Origin of the sequence: Pseudomonas psychrophila (genome assembly GCF_001043005.1) — a bacterium.
GTDB classification, from domain to species: Bacteria; Pseudomonadota; Gammaproteobacteria; order Pseudomonadales; family Pseudomonadaceae; genus Aquipseudomonas; species Aquipseudomonas psychrophila.
Window position 1 is genome coordinate 421,823 of record NZ_JYKZ01000003.1, and the last position, 17,902, is coordinate 439,724.

Consider the following 17,902-nt stretch of genomic DNA (forward strand, 5'->3'; position numbering starts at 1 on the left):
TGTGGTGAGTCGAAGAATTTCATGCTCTGCGTGTCGGGTGGATGGCGTTTTATCTTAGGTACTACAACATGTTTAAAAAAGTGAACAAGGGGCTACTGGGCCTGGCGCTGACCATGGGGATTACCTCCGTGCACGCTGCCGAGCCTAAACAGGTGGATGTACTGCTGATTGGCGGCGGCATCATGAGCGCTACTCTGGGTGTCTGGCTCAATGAGCTGGAACCTGGCATGTCCATGGAGATGATTGAACGTCTCGATGGCGTTGCCCAGGAAAGCTCCAACGGCTGGAACAACGCCGGTACCGGTCACTCGGCCCTGGCCGAGTTGAACTACACGCCAGAAGACAAGAACGGCAACGTTGAAATCCCGAAGGCCATTGAAATCAATGAAGCTTTCCAGGTGTCGCGTCAGTTCTGGTCCTGGCAGGTCAAGAACGGCGTTCTGAAAGACCCGCGTTCGTTCATCAACTCCACTCCGCACATGAGCTTTGTGTGGGGCGATGACAACATCAAGTTCCTGAAGAAGCGCTACGAGGCCCTGCAGGCCAGCCCTCTGTTCGCGGGCATGGAATACTCCGAAGACCCGGTGCAGATCAAGAAGTGGGTTCCGCTGATGATGGAAGGGCGTGACCCGGCTCAAAAAGTCGCGGCCACCTGGTCTCCGATCGGTACTGACGTGAACTTCGGCGAAATCACGCGCCAGTTCGTGGCTTACCTGCAAACCAAGCCTCAATTCTCGCTCAAATTGTCGAGCGAAGTTGAAGACATCAAGCGCAATGAAGATGGTTCATGGCGTGTGGTGTACAAAAACCTGAAAGACGGCACCAAAACCGAGACTGATGCCAAGTTCGTATTCATTGGCGCAGGCGGTGGTGCTCTGCACTTGCTGCAGAAGTCCGGCATTCCTGAAGCCAAGGAATACGCAGGCTTCCCGGTTGGCGGCTCGTTCCTGGTCACCGAAAACCCTACCGTTGCTCAGCAGCACCTGGCCAAGGCCTACGGTAAAGCATCGGTTGGCGCACCGCCGATGTCGGTTCCTCACCTGGACACCCGCGTGCTGGATGGCAAGCGCGTGATCCTGTTTGGCCCGTTCGCGACCTTCTCTACCAAGTTCCTCAAGGAAGGCTCGTACTTCGACCTGCTGACCAGCACCACGACCCACAACATCTGGCCAATGACCAAAGTCGGCATCGAACAGTACCCACTGGTTGAGTACCTGGCTGGCCAACTGATGCTGTCTGACGAAGATCGCTTCAATGCTTTGAAAGAGTACTTCCCGAACGCTAAATCTGAAGACTGGCGCCTGTGGCAAGCCGGTCAGCGTGTTCAGATCATCAAGCGTGATGAACAGAAGGGCGGCGTGCTGAAACTCGGTACCGAGATTGTCAGCGCCAAAGACGGCAGCATCGCAGGTCTGTTGGGCGCATCGCCTGGTGCATCCACCGCTGCACCGATCATGCTGACCGTGCTCGAAACCGTGTTCAAGGACAAGGTTGCGACGCCAGAGTGGCAAGCCAAGCTGCACCAGATCGTGCCGAGCTATGGCACCAAGCTGAACGGTGATCCTGATCGCGTTGCTCAAGAGTGGGCCTACACAGCTGAAGTCCTGCAATTGACTCCGCCGCCGGCGATCCCGGCTGCAACTCACACTGCAGCCCCTGCTGCCGCGCCGGCCAAGCCTGCGCCAAGCAACCCAGCGGCTGACATGGCGCTGTAAAAAAACGGCCCCACCCGACGCTGTTCGGGTGGGGCTGCTTTACCTCGCACTATCCCCTCCTACATTCTCCTAGCACCATACGCACCGGGTATCGGCCCTTACTGCGTGCCGAACAAGGCCGTCCAGTAAATGCCTGCGTCACTTTTGGGGTCTACCGCGTAGGCTGCGCCGAGCTCGCGAAACTCAGGGTTCATTACGTTGGCGCAGTGGCCAGGACTGGCCAGCCAGCCGTCGACCAGTTTGCGCGTGGTGTCTTGCCCGGCCGCGATATTTTCGCCGATCTGCTGGGCGATATAGCCCGCCAGTTCAGCACGGTCGCCTGGTGTCGAGCCGTCGCGCCCCTTGTGGTCAAAATAGTTGTTATTGGCCATATCCCGCGAATGGGCTTCAGCGGAGGTTGCCAGGGTGGCATTCCAGGTCAGCGGTCCGGCCGGGGCAAAGGCCTGTGTGCCGCATTGACGGGGCTGGTTGCGGGCGCTGTTGAGCATCTCAAGGACTTTCTGGCCTTCGGCCTGCCAGTCACCCAAGCGTGCCGCCAGCAGAGGGCGGGCCAGGACGATGCGCCATTCGCGCTGGTCATGGCTGACGCCGATATCGACGAACTGCGGGTCCAGCACCACGCGGCAGAAGCTTTCCTGCACCGCTTTCATGGCGGCCTGCGCATCACGGGGGCCGGAGAGATTGATCGCCTGTACGTTTACCATCGGGTATGCCGCCCGGCCAAGGGCTTGCTGCAAGTCGCCGAAGCTGCTGGCGGGCAGTATCAGCCGGGTATCAGCGGACAGCGGCGGCAACTCTTGCGAAGCCTGGCCGGCGCACAACTGGATCTGGCTGCGATACGCGTTGATCGAATCGATCAATTGCGACTCTTCGCTGGCGAGGGCCGGAACGCTGAACGCCAGCCCCAGGGTCAAGGCACCAAGACGGGCCAGGGTTAAGTGAGTACGCATATAGGTTCCCTCTAAACGTAATACCCCCATGATGCGTTATTTCGGCTTGTTAGTCTTTTGCCTGGGCCACAAAGGCTTTTGCCCTGGCGGTCAGCTGATCGATCTGGCGGTCGCGCTTTTTCTCGGCGTCGAGCATTGCCTTCTTGCCGTTGCGTTGCAGCAGGTAGGTATGGATCTGGCGCACTTCAGTGGAGTTGTAGATCGCTGCGACATCGAGTACGCCCGTCAGGCCGTCGGTGCTGTGATCACGGGTGTTCATCAACACTTGGGGGCCACGGGTACCGATGACTTGCAGGCCCATGGCTTCAAATGCCGGCACCTTGGCCACGCTGCAGGTCAGTTCGGTATGGGGGTAACGGCGCACCACTTCCTGCACCATTGCCTGGGTTACACCCAAATGACGATGGCTGGCCAGTTCGGCCATGTACGCGATGCCGCAAGCATGCGGATCATCCTTGACGGGCAGATAGAGGGCGAAGCCGGTCACTTTTTCCGGGTCTTGAGCGTCGGTCGCCACAATCAGCTCAACCGCAATCCCCTTGGAGCCGTCGAGTGCTTGCAGATAAAGGTGCACTTCAAAACCAATTGCATATTGGTAGATGCTGTACAGCAGATTGCTCGGCGCGATTTCCATGGCGCTGATGTCGGTGAGGTGGTCGACGACGATCTGCAGAATCTGGCTGTTGATCGGCTCGCTGACCGGAGTATCGAAGTGGGTAAGGGTGGTCATGGGGCTTTGTCCGCGAGGGAGAGGTGAATCTCTGTGGGAGCGGGCTTGCTCGCGATAGCATCACCTCGGTTTTTGGATAAACCAAAGTGGCGCCATCGCGAGCAAGCCCGCTCCCACACTGGATCTGAGTTTGATCGGGTGATCAGCGCTGGCTCAACCAGAAGTCATGCAGTGCACGTGCCGCTGGTGCAATGGCGGCAACACTGTGCTGATGAGCCGCTACGTCCAGGTCTTCAGGCAGTTCAAAGTTGTCCTGCTCGGCGCATTCGGCAATGGCTTGCAGAAGGTTCGCTTGCGGCAGAGGCAATGCCGGCCAGTTGCAGATAGCGACTGCACGGGTGTAACCGAAGCACCATTCTTCAGCCAGCGTCACGTCTTGACCCAGATGCTCGGTCTGTTCGAAGCGCGGTGAAAATGCAGCGCTGTCCTCGGCCAGTTGCCGTGCAAGGGTATTGATGTGGCGAACGCTCAACTCGATGAACTGCTTGGCTTCTTCCGGGGTTTGCCAGGCCGGATTCTGGCCGCCCCAGATCGCCGGGAACCATTCGGCGATATCCACTCGAGTCGGGCTCGACACCAGAGCCGTGAAGTAGCCGTCCAGCTCCGAAGGGTTGAGCACAGAGTGATCGTCGCCGTATTTGAGCAGCGTGTTTTCGAGCACGTCAAAGTCGCTGGCGTTCAGGGGTTGCGATTGCATGTTCGGGCTCCTTGGATGGGGCGCTAAAGCGGGCGGTCGATGGCTGACCGCCAGTGCGAAGTCAGTCCACTGAAACGATAGACTCAAGCTCGAAGTATTTGAAGCCGGCTTTGGCCAGGGCTTTTTTGGCCTCTTGCTCAGCGTTGAATCGGCTCAAATCCTTGGAGTCGTGCACAAACTGGGTTTCTTCGCCGTCAAAGACCTTCGTCACACGCATGGTGACGCGAAGAACCGGGCCACTGCGCTTTTTCGGCACAGGTGACTGAGCCTTGGCAGGTGCCGGAGCTTTCTTCGGGATTGGGGTGGTTTTTGCAGGGGCAGGTTCAACTTCAGGTTGAACAGGGGCAGCAGGTATATCAAGGCCGAGCGCTCTGCGCATGTCGTCCTCGGTGAATCCGGCACTCATTGATAAGACTCTTGTAATATAAAAGACGCGCTTATAGGGCAGCGATTCGGGTTATGGCAAGCAAATTTGTTCATAGGCTGCATATTATGGCCTTTTAATGGCTAAAAGTCCTTATCTGAACCGATTCAGGTGTCGCGCAGCAAGTCGTGACCGTCCAGCAACTTGTAGGCAATTTCCGGGCGTTTCTCCAGGGCTCGGCGAATGGCGGCGGGAATGGCCTGCCGGGTTTTTCGGCACAACCCCGGCTGCTCGACAAGGCGGATTGAAATACCGCGCATGGTGCGAACTTCGTTAAACCCCGGGTCAATCTGCACTTCAATCCCCAGTTGCTCGTGCATGCGGCGCTGCATGTGTTCCAGATCGCTGAGGCTTTGAATATTCTCCAGTCGCTCCAGCAGCACCTTTTCGGCCTGGCGGGTCAGGTTGAAAATGCGCAGGTCGGTATCCGGTGTCGCCAACAGTTGTTCCCGCTCGCAGATGCAGGCGCCGGGTGGGCAGGGTGAGCGAGTCGCTGCTATGGGAGTCATGGGGCTCAGCATAGCTGCGCTACGATTTAAGCGTCCAGCCGCAGCGCCATAATCACGGTGCGTTCGGCACCGTGAAACTCATCGCGCACGGTGTGAAAACCCAGTTGTGCGTAGAACGATTCAGCGGTCAGCGAGGAGGGCACCCTCAGCTCTTCGACCTGCGCGGCAATGGCTGCCTCCATAAGGCGGGCCATCAATTGCTGACCAATACCGCGCCCCTGATGGCGCGGGCTGACAAAAACGCTGCGCACCACCGCCTGATCGAGGCTGGCCGTACCCACCACATGCTGTTCAACCACTGCCACATACATTTGGCGTTGTTTCATCAGCGCCATGATCGAAGTCGGGCAGAAGTTCTGCTCTACCTGGGCGATCACCTCGGGGGAATAGTCCCGGGCGTTGGATTCCTGCAAGGCGGCAATCACCACCTTGCTGATTGCTTGGGCATCGACCGGCAGGGCGCGGCGAATCTGACACTGCATACAGGCTCCTTGTTTTTCCAGGGTCAGGCTGCGGGGTCAGGGCCTTCGGCCAGAATCCCGGCATACAGCTGACGGTCAATATTGGCACCGCTCAGAATGAGCGCCACCCGACGGCCTTGCTGGCTTGACTGCTCGCTGATCAACCCGGCCAGTGCCGCAGCACCCGCACCTTCGGCGGTGTTGTGGGTGGTTTCATGGTAGACCCGAATGGCGTGGGAGATCTGTTGATCGCAGACCCGAATCACCCGTGCCGCACCTTTGGCGATAATGTCCAATGCCTCGGGCAGCGGCTGACGACAGGCCAGGCCGTCGGCGAAGGTGTGGGCCGAGTCCGTGCACACCACGCGGCCTTGTTCGAAGCTTTGTGCAAAGGCATCGGCATGGGATGACACGACACCCACGATATCTGTATCCAGGCCCAGCAGATCACGGGCCTGAATCAGTCCGCAAATCCCGGAGCCCATGCCGATGGGCACATACACCGTGTCCAGTTCCTCCACCGCTTCCAACAACTCCAGAGCATAAGTGGCGACCCCGCGGATCAGGTCGTGATGGAACGCGGGCACCATATGCCATTGATGCGTGGCTGCCAGTGTGGCGGCTTCGGCCCGCGCTTCGTCGAAGTCCTTGCCGCATTCAATGACGGTTGCGCCCAGCGCCCGCATGGCCGCATTTTTTTCCTGAGAATTACCTACAGGCACCACGATACGGATCGGCAGCCCCATGCGCCGAGCCGCTAGCGCCAGGCTTTGCCCGTGATTACCGCGGGTTGCGGTGACCAGGCCTCTGGTATTCGGTTCCCGTGCCAGCAAGCCCTGGACATACAACAACCCGCCGCGCACTTTGAACGCACCGGTGGGCAAGTGGTTTTCATGCTTGACCCACACCGTGCAGCCCAGGCGCTGAGTCAGCAAAGGCCAGGCCAGTTGCGGTGTTGGCGCCAGGGTCTGGTAAACGGTTTGTGCTGCAAGGCGAAGGGCATTCAAGTCAAACATGGCGCACCGTCATCGAGGGGTTTGACTCGATTCTAGGCACAACGCATTGTATGGGCCGATCCTTATATTGCATGGCCAACAATAAATGTGGATACCGACGCTCAGCGAAAAGGACCAGCCGCGCTATTTGGCGCTGGTCGATGCAATCACCCAGGCCATAGCCTGTGGCGAGCTGCAACCCGGCGCACGTTTGCCGCCACAGCGGCGTCTGGCCTGGGCGCTGGGCTGGAACCCCAGCACGACCATGCAGGCCTATCGCGAGGCGGCACGCCGGCATCTGGTCTCGGGCGAGGTGGGCCGTGGCACTTATGTATTGGCCAGCAGCCAGGAAGCGACCCTGTTCAGGTTGCAACAGGCCGATGAAAACGCCGCGCGCATCGACCTGCGAACCAACGTGCCGGCCATTGATCACCTCGGTGAGCATGATGCGCAGGCGTTGTCATGGCTACTCGACAGTCGCCAGGCAATCCGTTTGCAGGGTTACTTGAGCGCGGCGGATTTACTGCTGGCACGGGTGCAGGGCGCGACCTGGTTCAAGGGGCGCGGGCTGGACCTGAACGTGGATCACATCATGCCGTGTACCGGCGCCCAGCAAGGGCTGTTCACGGTGCTCTTGTCGTTGTGCCAGGCAGGCGAACCGGTGCTGGTCGAGGCGTTTACCGCTCCCGGGATCAAGGCTGCCTGCGCACAACTGCGCCTGCCCATGCACGGTGTAGCGCTTGACCGGGAAGGCATCGTGGCGGAGGACTTCGACCGGATGATTCGAGCGACGGGGGCGCGGATTGCCGTACTGACGCCGACCCTGCAAAACCCTACATCGGCAGTCATGAGCATTGAGCGCAAACAGGCCATTGCCCATGTCGCCCGGCGTCACGGTGTACTGATCATTGAGGATGACGTGTACGGGGCTCTCACCGACAGCCCGCCGTTGTACCGGTTTTTACCCGAGCTATCGGTGCTGGTCAGCAGCTTGTCCAAGACCGTTGCGGCAGGCGTGCGTTTGGGGTGGATTGTCGCAAGTCCTGAATTGCTGGCCCGCATTGATCCCTATGCGCAGTCCGCGCACTGGGGGGTATCGCCCCTGTGCATGGCCATTGCTTGCCAATGGATTGGCGACGGCACTGCGCAAGCGCGTGTGCAGTGGCAAACCGGGGAAGTCGCCCGGCGCTGGCGGCTGGCAAAAAAGATCCTGGGCCCCGGGATGTACCAGACACAAACGCCATCGCCTCATATCTGGCTGACGGTGCCCGACAGTGAGATTCCGCTCGCCGAGGCTTGCCGCGCCGCGGGGGTTGACGTGGTGCCTGCGGACGTATTTACGGTCAAACCCACCGCGACCAATGCAGTGCGCATCAGCCTGACAGCGGCTGCGAGTATCCAGGTTCTGAAGGTGGCGCTGGAGCGGATTGCGGGTAAGTGCTAAAGGGTACTCGCGATCCGTAGCAGCACCTGCGTTCGACCTTCTGTGATGGGCATTTGTGGCGTTCAGGTAATCGAATGGCTACAGCAAAGGCAAAGGCGATAAACAGCAAAAACCCTCGCCCACCCCTCTGCCTGATAAACCGAAGAGGCTTATCTTGTGACCGCTGCGCCCAAAGGTCTTGTGTATCCTTTACCGCCCGAACTGTCCAAGGAACCCTCATGCGCAGAGAAATTGGCTACTGGCACCGAGAAGGTCGCGAGTTGTTCTATTACCTGGAATTCAAGCCCGAAACCGCCGAGTTCTACCTCACCTGCGAACACACGCCCCGGGAAGGCGAGGGCAGCGTCCGTTCGGTGTTGCTCAGCGAAGCCCGGGGTGAGCGCTATTACGAAGATGCGTTGTTGATCATCAAAGAGGAACTGTTCAAGCAATACACCCTCTGAGTGGGGTCGCGATCAATGATCTGGTTTGAGGCCAGGGCAAGATGTGTCGATAATGCCGCGGGCCCGGCAGGTGCCGGGTCAGGAAGTTGCAATTCAAAGGAGCTGTAGATGCGCGTGTTTTATATCTTTACCCTGTTGGGCACCTTGTTGTTGGCCGGTTGCGCAAGCAACCCCATGGACCCGGTAGCTGACCAGACGGTGCAGCCACCTGCGCCAGGCATGTCACAAGTCGTGTTCATGCGCGATGCCTACACCGGCAAAGCCATTGTTTCCTCGCTGTATGACGTGACCGATGGCAAGACCCAATTCATTGGTGTAATGGCCAACGGCACGAAAATCGTTCATCCCGCCACCCCAGGCAAACACACCTACATGGTGGTGTCCGAAGCGGCTGACTTTATGGAAGCCGACCTTGTGGCAGGCAAAACCTATTACGCGCTGGTAACGCCGCGCATGGGTTTGTGGAAAGCTCGCTTTTCACTGTGGCCGATCAGCAATGACCCCGAAGCGTCACACAGCCTGAAGTCCAAGAACTTCAAAGAATGGGTTGAAGACACGGAGATGGTGACCAACTCGCCGAAGTCTCTGGCCTGGTATGAGCGAGTCAAAGCCAGCGTCGAGAAAAAGCGCGCTGAATACTGGCCGGTCTGGCAGGAAAAAAGTGCTGACGCAGTTGCCGAGCGTACGCTCAAGCCAACCGATGGTTTGTAACACCTGAGCCGAGGGCAGGGTGGTGTCGTTGACATTGCCCTGCTCTTATCTCACCACTTCACTGACCTGCAACACCCAGGCAATCGCCTGCGTCTTGTCATCCCACACATACCGAAAATGCTGGCCTTGCACCGGTAGCGACAGCGCAGGTGGACGGAACGCGGCCACGCATTCGTGTCCCTCAAGGCGCACGCTCTTGTAGAGCAGCCCCCAGGCGCCGTTTTCCCGCAAAGGCCGGGCGAATGCCTGAGACAGACCATATGCGCACGGTGACGGTTGATGCAGCTGCGGGTCGCCACGCACATCGATCATCGGCTGCACCACGCGGTTGATATAGGTACGCATGGTGATTTCGATACTGGGCTCCTGTGTCGCCCGCCAGAATTGCTCCTGATGAAAACAGGTTTCTGCGATTGCCGCGTCAACGCTGTTGGCGCAGTAGTACACGCCGTAGCTGCCATCGGTAAAACGGCTGGCACGGCCAATATGGGTAAAAGCCGCCATCACGGGCGTTGAGCCTTCTCCACACAGGCGGTCTTCAGGCCGGACCCTGTTCAGCACTCCCGCCTGATCACGCAACCTGTCATTGGTCAGGCTTTCGAGGGCGAAGGCGATCTCCAGATCGGCCGGGTCCAGGGTGTCTTCAAACACTGAAATGGGCGGGAAGGCGCTGTTGACGATGCGATAAGCCTTGTTCCACTCAGGCAGCATTGCATCTGGCATCAGCCGCGTACTCCATCGAGGTAGCGGCGCACATCCGCCAGGTCGACGACCTGACCTGCGAGCATGTAGCTCAAGGCGCTCTGACCATTGAATGGCGCAGCAGTGTTGGGTTTATGAACCCACTCATAGGCACGTTCAGGTTGATTGCTGAACAGGATGCGCAAAGCCTTGTGCACGCCCATCAGGTACGAAATGCGCTCCAGAGTGTCATGGGGCAAGCGTACGTTTGGCAGCTTTTTGTACTTGAAGTAAGTGGTATTGCCAATGGAGCCGAGCAGGGTGCACTGCTGATCCTTGGTACAGCCCCAATGCTCCATCAAGCTGAAGAAAAAAGTCAGTGCAACCCGGCCGGCATCGCCGCTGGTGATATCGGGTTCGGGGTGTTTGGCTACCAGGTGCATGGCCGCCTCCAGAAAGTTGATATGGCCAGCTTACTCCGGATACGACTATTTTCAATAAATTAGTTCACATTTGAATTATGAAAATATGACTGCATGGTCTTACAAGTGCCGGGGACGCTGTTTATGAGAACGATCGCGGTGATGCCTTCGCGAGCGGGCTCGCTCCCACTTCAACTTCGGTGCCCACAGAATTCGAGCCTTGCAGGAATTATTGTGGGAGTGAGCCTGCTCGCGATGCCGGGGACGCGGTTTATCCGAACGATCGCGGTGATGCCTTCGCGAGCGGGCTCGCTCCCACAGGGACTTTGGCGCCCACAGAATTCGAGCCTTGCAGGGTTTATTGTGGGAGCGAGCCTGCTCGCGATGCAGGCGACGCGGTTTATGCGAACGATCGCGGTGATGCCTTCGCGAGCGGGCTCGCTCCCACAGGGACTTTGGCGCCTACAGAATTCGAGCCTGCAGGGATGATTGTGGGAGTGAGCCTGCTCCCGATGCAGGCGACGCGGTGTATCCGAATGATCGCGGAGATGCCTTCGCGAGCGGGCTCGCTCCCACAGGGACTTCGGCGCCTACAGAATGTGTGCCTTGCAGGGATGATTGTGGGAGCGAGCCTGCTCGCGATGGCAGCACAGAACTACCACTCAGCCCATTGGCAAGGCCTTTGCCCGGTTCATGCACCGCGCCCGCCGTTCATCCACCCGCTTGGCAAACCAGGCGGTGGTCAGGTTGCGGGTGATCTTGGGACTTTGCAGAGTGATGCCCGGCAGCACGGCGCGGGGCAGGGGTTTGCCTTGCTGGCGGTCGGCGAGGGCGAAGACGCTCTGGTAAAGGTCCGTGTCGTTAAATTCCAGGCTGTCACCTTTTTCGAGTTGGCGGCGGATGGCGTTGTTGCTTAAGCCCACCTGTTTGCCAAGGGCGCGCACCGCCAATTCGGTGGAGCCAAGTTTGTAGGACCCCGGGATGGTCAAGTCGCCATCCAATGCCAGCGGAATGCCGGACGCGCGGCTAACAGCATTCTGAAAAGCGGCATTGCGACTGGCATACCAGCCCGCATTAAAGTCGGCAAAACGGTACAGCGATTGTGTGTAATCCACCGGGTAGCCCAGCAAGTGGGCGATACCAAAGTACATGCCGCCGCGTCGGGTGAAGACTTCCTGACGGATCGAGTGTGCAACGGGGTAAGGATACTCCCGCGCCCGTTGCTCGGCGAAGGCGATGCTGACCTGCATAGGGCCTGCGGTGTGAACCGGGTTCAAGCCGCCAAACAGGCTTTTGCCTAATGGCACCATGCCGATAAAGTCATCAAAAATGGCGCTCAGCTGGCCTTCGGTGCGGGCCGTGTCCAGTCGTTGATTGTAGGTCTTGCCATTGGGCGAGGTGATGCTCAGGGCGCTGCGCACCAAAAACTCGGGGATATGCAGTGTGCTGGCGCGGCGGTTGATTTCCGAGCGGGCGATGGTGGCAAGCCCAGGCACCGGCGGATCAGCTTGAAAGGTCGACTCCTGCTCGGTCACCGCCAGCACGGAGCACAGGTTCTCATCGGTGGGGGCCAGCCCCTGAGCGGTAAACGCGACCTGGATATCCGCCGCCCAGCCCTGGCGGTCCGCGGTTTTCACCGGGAGCAATTGCACAATGCGTGCCCGTGCCTGGTCGGGGGTGATATCCGGGGTTGTCCGCGACCCCTGGGTACCGCAACCCGCCACTACCACCAGGGGCATCACCGATAAAAAACACCTGAAGAATCGATTCACCCGATACAACTCCTTTAAATATGCCCTGCCAATCAATCGTCGCGCGTGAGCACTTCCAGCAGTTCGATCTCAAACCGGAGGTTGGAGTTCGGTGTGATGTGCGCGCCCATGCTTCTTTCACCATAGGCCAGGTGTGCTGGTACCTGCAGTGCGCGTTTGCCTCCGACCTTCATGCCCATCAGACCGATATCCCAGCCTTTAATCACGCGCCCTGTGCCGATAACGCACTGGAACGGCTTACCGCGCTCAAACGATGAGTCGAATACCGTGCCATCTTCGAGCCAGCCGGTGTAGTGCGTAGTGATCAATGCACCTTTGGCCACGGCCTTGCCGTCGCCCGGCAAGAGGTCAGTGATTTGCAGTTCGTCTGTCATGGTGGTGGGACTCAAAAAGTAGGATGAACGATTGTTCCGGGCAGGGTTTTTCTCAATTTGAAGGCGGTTTTGCAATTGTTTTGATTCTTTTTATGTAGGAAAAGGCTCTAAAACAAAGGGATCGGGGAACTTTGCAATGAGGATCATTGTCAATTGCGCTTTACTCTCAAGTGAGAATGTTTATCATTGCAGCCCTGGCAGTGCCGGGGAACGCTAAACACGTAGGTCCTTTCAAGGTCGTGCGTCAGCAATTTCCAGCCCTTGGCCTGCTGAGCACACTCCATTGTTAAGGGATCAACTGGACATGTCGTCTCGATTCAACCGCAGTCATCTTTCACTGGCTCTCATGGCCGCACTGGCTTCGCCAACCCTGCTCGCCGATGCACTTGAGCGTGAGCGTGACGAAGTACCGGTAGAGGCCGCCGATTTGCCGGTGGATGGCACCCGACAGGCGCTGCAACTTGAAGAAACCCGCGTACTGGGCACCGCAGCCCAGGAACTGAAGCAGGCACCGGGTGTGTCGATCATCACCGCCGAAGATATTAAAAAACGGCCGCCAGCCAACGACCTCTCCGACATCATTCGTCGGGAGCCGGGGGTCAACCTGACGGGCAACAGCTCCAGCGGCGCTCGCGGCAACAATCGCCAGATCGACCTACGTGGCATGGGCCCGGAAAACACCCTGATCCTGATTGACGGCAAACCATCCTCTTCACGCAACGCCCAGCGCTATGGCTGGAGCGGCGACCGTGATACCCGTGGCGAAACCAACTGGGTGCCGGCCGAAGAAGTCGAGCGCATCGAGATCCTGCGTGGCCCGGCAGCTGCTCGTTACGGTTCCGGCGCAATGGGCGGGGTGGTCAATATCATCACCAAGCGCCCTTCGGACAAACTCAGCGGCTCGGTCACTGCGTACTACATGTCCCCTGAAGACGATTCTGAGGGCGTCAGCAAACGCACCAACTTCAACCTCAGCGGGCCGATCACGGACGATCTGGTGTTTCGTGTATATGGCGGCCTGAACAAGACCGATGCCGATGATCCGGGCATCAACACCGCCGCTCAGGCGTCTCCTGACAGCGTAGTGGCTGGTCGTGAAGGCGTGCGCAACAAAGACGTCAACGGCTTGCTCAGCTGGCAGTTCACCCCGGAGCAGTCACTTGACCTGGAAGCCAGTTACAGCCGTCAGGGCAATATTTTTGCCGGTGACACCATGCTCAACAGCGGTGGTGATTTCGTTAACAGCCTGACCGGTAAAGAAACCAGCGTACTGCAGCGCAGCAGCTTTTCGGCGACCCATAATGGCTCGTTCGACTGGGGCTCCACCATGGCCTCTCTGACCCACGACCTGACCCGTAACGCTCGCCTCAACGAAGGCCTGGCCGGTTATGGTGAAGGTGCGCCGTCTGAAAGCGCGGGCAGATTTGAATCGCGGTTGCGCAACACCCGAGCCACCGGCGAAGTAAACCTGCCGTTGACCCTGGGCACCGCACAAGTGCTGACGCTGGGCGGCGAGTACCTGTACGAATCGCTCAATGACCCGGGTTCGTTGCGGCCGCAAAGCTGGGACCCAGGCACTGACGGTACTCCAGGGCTGCCGGGCACGGACCGTACGCAAACCAAAACCACGGCCAACAGCTATGCGTTCTATGTTGAAGACAATATCGAAGTCGGCGCCAAGACCATCGTGACCCCCGGCGTACGTTTCGATCACCACAGCGAGTTTGGTGCCAACTGGAGCCCGAGCCTCAACGCTTCGCACCAGATCACCGATGAGCTGAGCATCAAGGGCGGTATTGCCCGGGCCTACAAAACCCCGAACCTGTACCAGTCCAACCCCAACTACCTCCTGTACAGCCGTGGTAACGGTTGCAGTTCAGTAGAAGTGAATCTGGGCGGTTGCTACCTGGTGGGTAACCCGGACCTCAAGCCTGAAATCAGCGTCAACAAAGAGATCGGCCTGGCGTACGACAAAGGCACATGGCGCACCAGCGGTACGTATTTCCGCAACGACTACCAAAACAAGATCAATGCCAGCAACGAATCGGCATTCCGCCTGCCAAACGGCCGTCGCGTGCTGCAATGGGAAAACAGCGGCAAAGCCATCGTGCAAGGGATTGAGGGTAATCTGTTCGTCAGCTTGCGCGACGATCTTGACTGGAACACCAACCTGACCTACATGATCGAAAGCAAGGACAAGGAAACCGGTGATCCGCTGAGCATCATTCCCAAGTACACCCTCAACACCATGCTGGACTGGTACGCCACTGAAAAACTGTCATTCCAGGTCAGCGGTACTTATTACGGCAAGCAGGAAGCGCCCAAGCGTAATAACCGCGCCAACGAAGAACTCGACAAATCGGTACAACAGCCGGTTGACCCTTACGGTCTCGTGGGCCTGAGCAGTGGTTATGAGTTCAATAAGAACTTCAGCGTGCGGGTCGGCATCAACAACCTGTTCGACAAGCAGTTGTACCGCAAGGGCAACTCTGACGAAGCGGGCGCGCAAACCTATAACGAAGCAGGCCGTGCCTACTTTGCGTCGGTGACCAGCTCCTTCTGATAAATAACCCGGGCCTGATCGCTGTTACCGGTGCAGGCACATCCAGGCGCGACATCCGTGAATAACGGGTGCCGCGCCGTTGTCGCATCTGGTGCAGGCAAAACGCAGAGCTCGATGAGGAATTGAAAACATGAAACTCGCTACGTCGGCCTGGGCGCCGATTGTGTCCCGCACCCTGGCTGCACTGGTCGGCGGTTATGTCTTTACCTATGCCTTTACCGCTGCATTGGCGCGGCTGCTGCCGCTGGACAATGTGGACTCGATGATCGTCGCCAGTTTGCTGTCGTTTGTGATCTACACCTTCGCCATCCTGTGGGCGTTTGCCGCCCGTCATCAGTGGTCGGCCTGGATGGGCGCGGTACTCGCCGTCCCTTTGGCCGCCATCGGCTTTTGGCCACAACTGCTGGAGCAACTGGGATGAAACAGACCCTGACCCAATCCATGGCCTGGCTGCATACATGGGGCGGCCTGATCGTCGGCTGGTTGTTGTTCGTGATCTTTTTGACCGGCAGCCTGGCGGTGTTCGATCAAGAGATCGACAACTGGATGACCCCCGAACTGCCTGCGCACCACTTGACGGATGAGCAAGCCGCGCAACGTGCGCTGGATTACTTGCAAGCACACAAGGCCGACGCCAAGCAGTGGGGTATCCGCCTGCCTTATGAACGTTCGCCGCAGCTGCAGGCCTCGACCGGCGGGCGCCGTGACGGGGTGTCGGTGACACTCGACCCCGATACCGGCGAGGTGATACCGGTGCGCGAATCGGTGGGTGGACGGTTTTTCTTCCTGTTTCACTTCACCCTGCATATGCCGCGCATGATCGGGATCTATCTGGTTGGCGCACTGGCCATGGGCATGCTTGCAGCGCTGGTCAGCGGGATCGTGATTCACAAAAAGTTCTTCAAGGAATTCTTTACCTTTCGTCCTGCCAAGGGTCAGCGTTCATGGTTGGACGCTCACAACGCCAGTGCCGTGCTGTTGTTGCCGTTTCACTTGATGATCACCTACAGCGGGCTGGCTATATTTCTGGTGATCTACATGCCAGCGGCGATGGATGCGTTGTTCGATGGCAACCGCGAGGCCTTTTTCAAAGCCCAGGACGCCGCGCCACCCGCGCTTGAGGTCAAGCGCCCGGCGACGGTCGAACCGGCGCCGCTGGTGGCACTTGGGCCGTTGCTGACCAAGGCCCGTGAGGTGATGGGGCCGTTGAGCGGGGTAAACATCAGCAACCCCGGGCAGAGCAATGCCGAAATCCAGGTTCGACCGATTCTGGGTAACCGCATCGCCCTGACCAAAGGGCAAGGCATGCGCTTCGACGGGGTCACGGGTGAGCAGATTTCCGGGCCGACAGAAATGCGTCCTACAGTGCTGACCCATCGGGTGATTTCAGGGCTGCACTTTGCCCAGTTCGGGGGGTATCCGATGCGCTGGCTGTACTTCGTTTGCGGTCTGATCAGCAGCGCCATGATCGCCAGTGGCCTGGTGTTGTTCACCGTCAAGCGGCGACGTAAATACGCCAGCGAAAGCCGCGTCGCGCAGGTCCTCTACCGTGTGGTTGAAGCGCTTAATATCACCGCCATGGCTGGTCTGAGCCTGGCCTGCATCAGCTTGCTGTGGGGCAATCGCTTGTTGCCCTCAGGGCTGGCAGAACGTGCCGACGCTGAACTGAACGTGTTCTTCGGTGTGTGGGCCCTGAGTCTGGTTCATGCGTTGATCCGGCCACGCATGCAGGCCTGGCGCGAGCAGCTTGGGTTAGCGGGGTTGATGTGCCTGGCCTTGCCACTGCTGAGCATGCTCACGGTCAGTCGGCCTTGGGCGCTGCCTACCAGCATGGGCGTGGAACTGACTGCGATGGCACTGGGTGCCTTGTTATTGTGGGCGTGCTGGAAGGTATCGCAACCGGCGGTTGAGCGAGTGCCGCGCAAAAAGACCGCTGTCATGGCTGAGGTGAATTGAGATGCTGGCTCATTTTTTTGCTGCGCTGGCGTTCGCCTACCTCGGCATGCTTGCCCTGTGTCAGGGGCTGGACCGCCATTACAAACAGGTGTGGGGCAAGCCCCCATCGCCTCGTCTGAGCCGCTTGCTGCGGGTTTCAGGCTGGGTGAGCCTGGGGCTGAGCTTCTATTTTTGCGGGCTGGCCTGGGGCTGGGCGATGGGGCCGGTGGGCTGGCTCGGCATGCTTTCGTTGAGCGGTTTTGGGCTGCTGATGCTGTTGCCGTACAGGCCTCGCCTGGCCGTGTGGTTGCCGATGGGATTTGTGCCGGTTTGGGCGGTGATCGAAACCCTGACGTGAACCCGTAGCAGCTGCCTCGTTCCTTCGGCAGCTGCTACAAGCTTTATGCAGGTTTTCGAACCCAGCGATTGGCAATTACATCCAGACTGCTGCAAAACACGAAATACACCAAGGCGACGAACAGGAATATTTCAGTCGGGTGCACCATCACCCGATTGCTGACCTGGGTGGCGACGAACGAGAGCTCGCCAACCCCGATCACATACGCCAACGAGGTGTCCTTGATCAGTGAAATCCATTGATTGAGAAAGGAGGGCAACATCATGGGCAAGGCCTGAGGAAGGATGATCAGGCGCAGCACTTGCCAGGTGCCCAGGCCCAGCGCCTTGCCTGCAGCCCATTGCCCGGCCGGCAAGCTGCTGATCCCGGCATACACCGAGTGCGCCAGGTACGCGCCACCAATCAACGACAACGCGCACACCACGGTGGCCAGTGCGGGAACATCGACCTTGAACACAATGGGCAGCAGGAAGTAACTCCAGAAAATCAGCATCACCACCGGGATCGCCCGTAAAAAGCCCAGTACGCCAAGCAACAGCCAGCGCACTTTGCCGCGAATCATCACCAGCGCAATACCCAGCACCAGCCCCAGCAGTGCCGAGATGATCCCCGACAGCAGACTCAGCACCAGCGTCAGTGCCGCTCCGCCCAGAGGTCCGTTGGGCCAGGCGCCGAGCATAAAGTACGAAAAATTATCGCTAATCACCGAAAAGTCCAT

Annotated in this window: 20 protein-coding genes; 8 read left to right on the forward strand and 12 right to left on the reverse strand. The window is 58.8% G+C overall.

What is annotated here, in order from left to right; genetic code table 11:
* Positions 1–68: 68 nt before the first annotated feature.
* Positions 69–1,715 carry a malate dehydrogenase (quinone) gene (mqo, locus tag TU76_RS11125; RefSeq protein ID WP_048351650.1) on the forward strand — a complete coding sequence of 549 codons (1,647 nt, stop codon included), beginning with the start codon at positions 69–71 and terminating at the stop codon, positions 1,713–1,715.
* Between the two features lie 98 nt (positions 1,716–1,813).
* On the opposite strand, the gene TU76_RS11130 is transcribed toward mqo, so the two are convergent.
* From TU76_RS11130 to TU76_RS11160, 7 genes are all read right to left on the reverse strand, one after another.
* Positions 1,814–2,665, reverse strand: coding sequence for a CAP domain-containing protein (locus TU76_RS11130; RefSeq protein WP_019828428.1), 852 nt, complete (start codon positions 2,663–2,665; stop codon positions 1,814–1,816).
* A 49-nt stretch (positions 2,666–2,714) separates the two neighbouring features.
* Complete coding sequence (locus tag TU76_RS11135) at positions 2,715–3,395, reverse strand: GNAT family acetyltransferase (protein ID WP_048351651.1); 681 nt, start codon at positions 3,393–3,395, stop codon at positions 2,715–2,717.
* A 142-nt stretch (positions 3,396–3,537) separates the two neighbouring features.
* Positions 3,538–4,092 carry a UPF0149 family protein gene (locus TU76_RS11140; RefSeq protein WP_046808643.1) on the reverse strand — a complete coding sequence of 185 codons (555 nt, stop codon included), beginning with the start codon at positions 4,090–4,092 and terminating at the stop codon, positions 3,538–3,540.
* Positions 4,093–4,153: 61 nt separating this feature from the next.
* On the reverse strand, positions 4,154–4,498 hold the full coding sequence (locus TU76_RS11145) for a hypothetical protein (RefSeq protein ID WP_019828423.1): 345 nt from the start codon (positions 4,496–4,498) through the stop codon (positions 4,154–4,156).
* Between the two features lie 125 nt (positions 4,499–4,623).
* Positions 4,624–5,025 (reverse strand): hypothetical protein, encoded by a 402-nt coding sequence (locus TU76_RS11150; RefSeq protein WP_037032691.1) that lies wholly within the window; start codon positions 5,023–5,025, stop codon positions 4,624–4,626.
* Positions 5,026–5,051: 26 nt separating this feature from the next.
* Positions 5,052–5,507 (reverse strand): GNAT family N-acetyltransferase, encoded by a 456-nt coding sequence (locus TU76_RS11155; RefSeq protein ID WP_019828420.1) that lies wholly within the window; start codon positions 5,505–5,507, stop codon positions 5,052–5,054.
* 23 nt (positions 5,508–5,530) lie between these two features.
* Complete coding sequence (locus TU76_RS11160; protein ID WP_019828419.1) at positions 5,531–6,502, reverse strand: threonine dehydratase; 972 nt, start codon at positions 6,500–6,502, stop codon at positions 5,531–5,533.
* A gap of 85 nt (positions 6,503–6,587) precedes the next feature.
* Between TU76_RS11160 and TU76_RS11165 the strand changes: the two genes are divergently transcribed.
* From TU76_RS11165 to TU76_RS11175, 3 genes are all read left to right on the forward strand, one after another.
* Positions 6,588–7,925, forward strand: coding sequence for an aminotransferase-like domain-containing protein (locus TU76_RS11165; RefSeq protein WP_048351652.1), 1,338 nt, complete (start codon positions 6,588–6,590; stop codon positions 7,923–7,925).
* A gap of 218 nt (positions 7,926–8,143) precedes the next feature.
* Entirely contained in the window at positions 8,144–8,368 is a 225-nt protein-coding gene (locus TU76_RS11170; protein WP_019828416.1) for a hypothetical protein, read from the forward strand.
* A gap of 108 nt (positions 8,369–8,476) precedes the next feature.
* Entirely contained in the window at positions 8,477–9,079 is a 603-nt protein-coding gene (locus TU76_RS11175) for a hypothetical protein (RefSeq protein ID WP_019828415.1), read from the forward strand.
* Positions 9,080–9,124: 45 nt separating this feature from the next.
* Here TU76_RS11175 and TU76_RS11180 read toward each other — a convergent pair whose 3' ends face one another.
* From TU76_RS11180 to TU76_RS11200, 4 genes are all read right to left on the reverse strand, one after another.
* On the reverse strand, positions 9,125–9,802 hold the full coding sequence (locus tag TU76_RS11180) for an RES family NAD+ phosphorylase (RefSeq protein ID WP_019828414.1): 678 nt from the start codon (positions 9,800–9,802) through the stop codon (positions 9,125–9,127).
* A complete protein-coding gene (locus TU76_RS11185; protein WP_019828413.1) occupies positions 9,802–10,203 on the reverse strand; it encodes an MbcA/ParS/Xre antitoxin family protein in 402 nt (133 codons plus the stop codon). Before TU76_RS11185 ends, TU76_RS11180 begins: the two co-directional genes overlap by 1 nt.
* Before the next feature lie 641 nt (positions 10,204–10,844).
* Positions 10,845–11,921 (reverse strand): DUF1615 domain-containing protein, encoded by a 1,077-nt coding sequence (locus TU76_RS11195; RefSeq protein ID WP_048351654.1) that lies wholly within the window; start codon positions 11,919–11,921, stop codon positions 10,845–10,847.
* A 65-nt stretch (positions 11,922–11,986) separates the two neighbouring features.
* Positions 11,987–12,328 (reverse strand): FKBP-type peptidyl-prolyl cis-trans isomerase, encoded by a 342-nt coding sequence (locus tag TU76_RS11200; protein ID WP_019828410.1) that lies wholly within the window; start codon positions 12,326–12,328, stop codon positions 11,987–11,989.
* Between the two features lie 304 nt (positions 12,329–12,632).
* On the opposite strand from TU76_RS11200, the gene TU76_RS11205 reads away from it, so the two are divergent.
* From TU76_RS11205 to TU76_RS11220, 4 genes are all read left to right on the forward strand, one after another.
* Positions 12,633–14,891 (forward strand): FepA family TonB-dependent siderophore receptor, encoded by a 2,259-nt coding sequence (locus TU76_RS11205; protein ID WP_019828409.1) that lies wholly within the window; start codon positions 12,633–12,635, stop codon positions 14,889–14,891.
* 130 nt (positions 14,892–15,021) lie between these two features.
* Positions 15,022–15,312, forward strand: coding sequence for a hypothetical protein (locus TU76_RS11210; RefSeq protein WP_019828408.1), 291 nt, complete (start codon positions 15,022–15,024; stop codon positions 15,310–15,312).
* Positions 15,309–16,847 carry a PepSY-associated TM helix domain-containing protein gene (locus TU76_RS11215; protein WP_048351655.1) on the forward strand — a complete coding sequence of 513 codons (1,539 nt, stop codon included), beginning with the start codon at positions 15,309–15,311 and terminating at the stop codon, positions 16,845–16,847. Before TU76_RS11210 ends, TU76_RS11215 begins: the two co-directional genes overlap by 4 nt.
* Position 16,848: 1 nt before the next feature.
* Positions 16,849–17,184, forward strand: coding sequence for a DUF3325 domain-containing protein (locus tag TU76_RS11220; protein WP_046808649.1), 336 nt, complete (start codon positions 16,849–16,851; stop codon positions 17,182–17,184).
* A 43-nt stretch (positions 17,185–17,227) separates the two neighbouring features.
* Here the strand turns inward: TU76_RS11220 and TU76_RS11225 are convergent, their stop codons facing one another.
* Entirely contained in the window at positions 17,228–17,902 is a 675-nt protein-coding gene (locus TU76_RS11225; protein ID WP_019828405.1) for an amino acid ABC transporter permease, read from the reverse strand.

Bases quoted from the DNA above. Each gene is read 5' to 3' on its own strand.
- mqo (WP_048351650.1), top strand. From the start codon at position 69: ATGTTTAAAAAAGTGAACAAGGGGCTACTGGGCCTGGCGCTGACCATG.
- TU76_RS11130 (WP_019828428.1), bottom strand. From the start codon at position 2,665: ATGCGTACTCACTTAACCCTGGCCCGTCTTGGTGCCTTGACCCTGGGG.
- TU76_RS11135 (WP_048351651.1), bottom strand. From the start codon at position 3,395: ATGACCACCCTTACCCACTTCGATACTCCGGTCAGCGAGCCGATCAAC.
- TU76_RS11140 (WP_046808643.1), bottom strand. From the start codon at position 4,092: ATGCAATCGCAACCCCTGAACGCCAGCGACTTTGACGTGCTCGAAAAC.
- TU76_RS11145 (WP_019828423.1), bottom strand. From the start codon at position 4,498: ATGAGTGCCGGATTCACCGAGGACGACATGCGCAGAGCGCTCGGCCTT.
- TU76_RS11150 (WP_037032691.1), bottom strand. From the start codon at position 5,025: ATGACTCCCATAGCAGCGACTCGCTCACCCTGCCCACCCGGCGCCTGC.
- TU76_RS11155 (WP_019828420.1), bottom strand. From the start codon at position 5,507: ATGCAGTGTCAGATTCGCCGCGCCCTGCCGGTCGATGCCCAAGCAATC.
- TU76_RS11160 (WP_019828419.1), bottom strand. From the start codon at position 6,502: ATGTTTGACTTGAATGCCCTTCGCCTTGCAGCACAAACCGTTTACCAG.
- TU76_RS11165 (WP_048351652.1), top strand. From the start codon at position 6,588: ATGTGGATACCGACGCTCAGCGAAAAGGACCAGCCGCGCTATTTGGCG.
- TU76_RS11170 (WP_019828416.1), top strand. From the start codon at position 8,144: ATGCGCAGAGAAATTGGCTACTGGCACCGAGAAGGTCGCGAGTTGTTC.
- TU76_RS11175 (WP_019828415.1), top strand. From the start codon at position 8,477: ATGCGCGTGTTTTATATCTTTACCCTGTTGGGCACCTTGTTGTTGGCC.
- TU76_RS11180 (WP_019828414.1), bottom strand. From the start codon at position 9,802: ATGCCAGATGCAATGCTGCCTGAGTGGAACAAGGCTTATCGCATCGTC.
- TU76_RS11185 (WP_019828413.1), bottom strand. From the start codon at position 10,203: ATGCACCTGGTAGCCAAACACCCCGAACCCGATATCACCAGCGGCGAT.
- TU76_RS11195 (WP_048351654.1), bottom strand. From the start codon at position 11,921: ATGCCCCTGGTGGTAGTGGCGGGTTGCGGTACCCAGGGGTCGCGGACA.
- TU76_RS11200 (WP_019828410.1), bottom strand. From the start codon at position 12,328: ATGACAGACGAACTGCAAATCACTGACCTCTTGCCGGGCGACGGCAAG.
- TU76_RS11205 (WP_019828409.1), top strand. From the start codon at position 12,633: ATGTCGTCTCGATTCAACCGCAGTCATCTTTCACTGGCTCTCATGGCC.
- TU76_RS11210 (WP_019828408.1), top strand. From the start codon at position 15,022: ATGAAACTCGCTACGTCGGCCTGGGCGCCGATTGTGTCCCGCACCCTG.
- TU76_RS11215 (WP_048351655.1), top strand. From the start codon at position 15,309: ATGAAACAGACCCTGACCCAATCCATGGCCTGGCTGCATACATGGGGC.
- TU76_RS11220 (WP_046808649.1), top strand. From the start codon at position 16,849: ATGCTGGCTCATTTTTTTGCTGCGCTGGCGTTCGCCTACCTCGGCATG.
- TU76_RS11225 (WP_019828405.1), bottom strand. From the start codon at position 17,902: ATGGACTTTTCGGTGATTAGCGATAATTTTTCGTACTTTATGCTCGGC.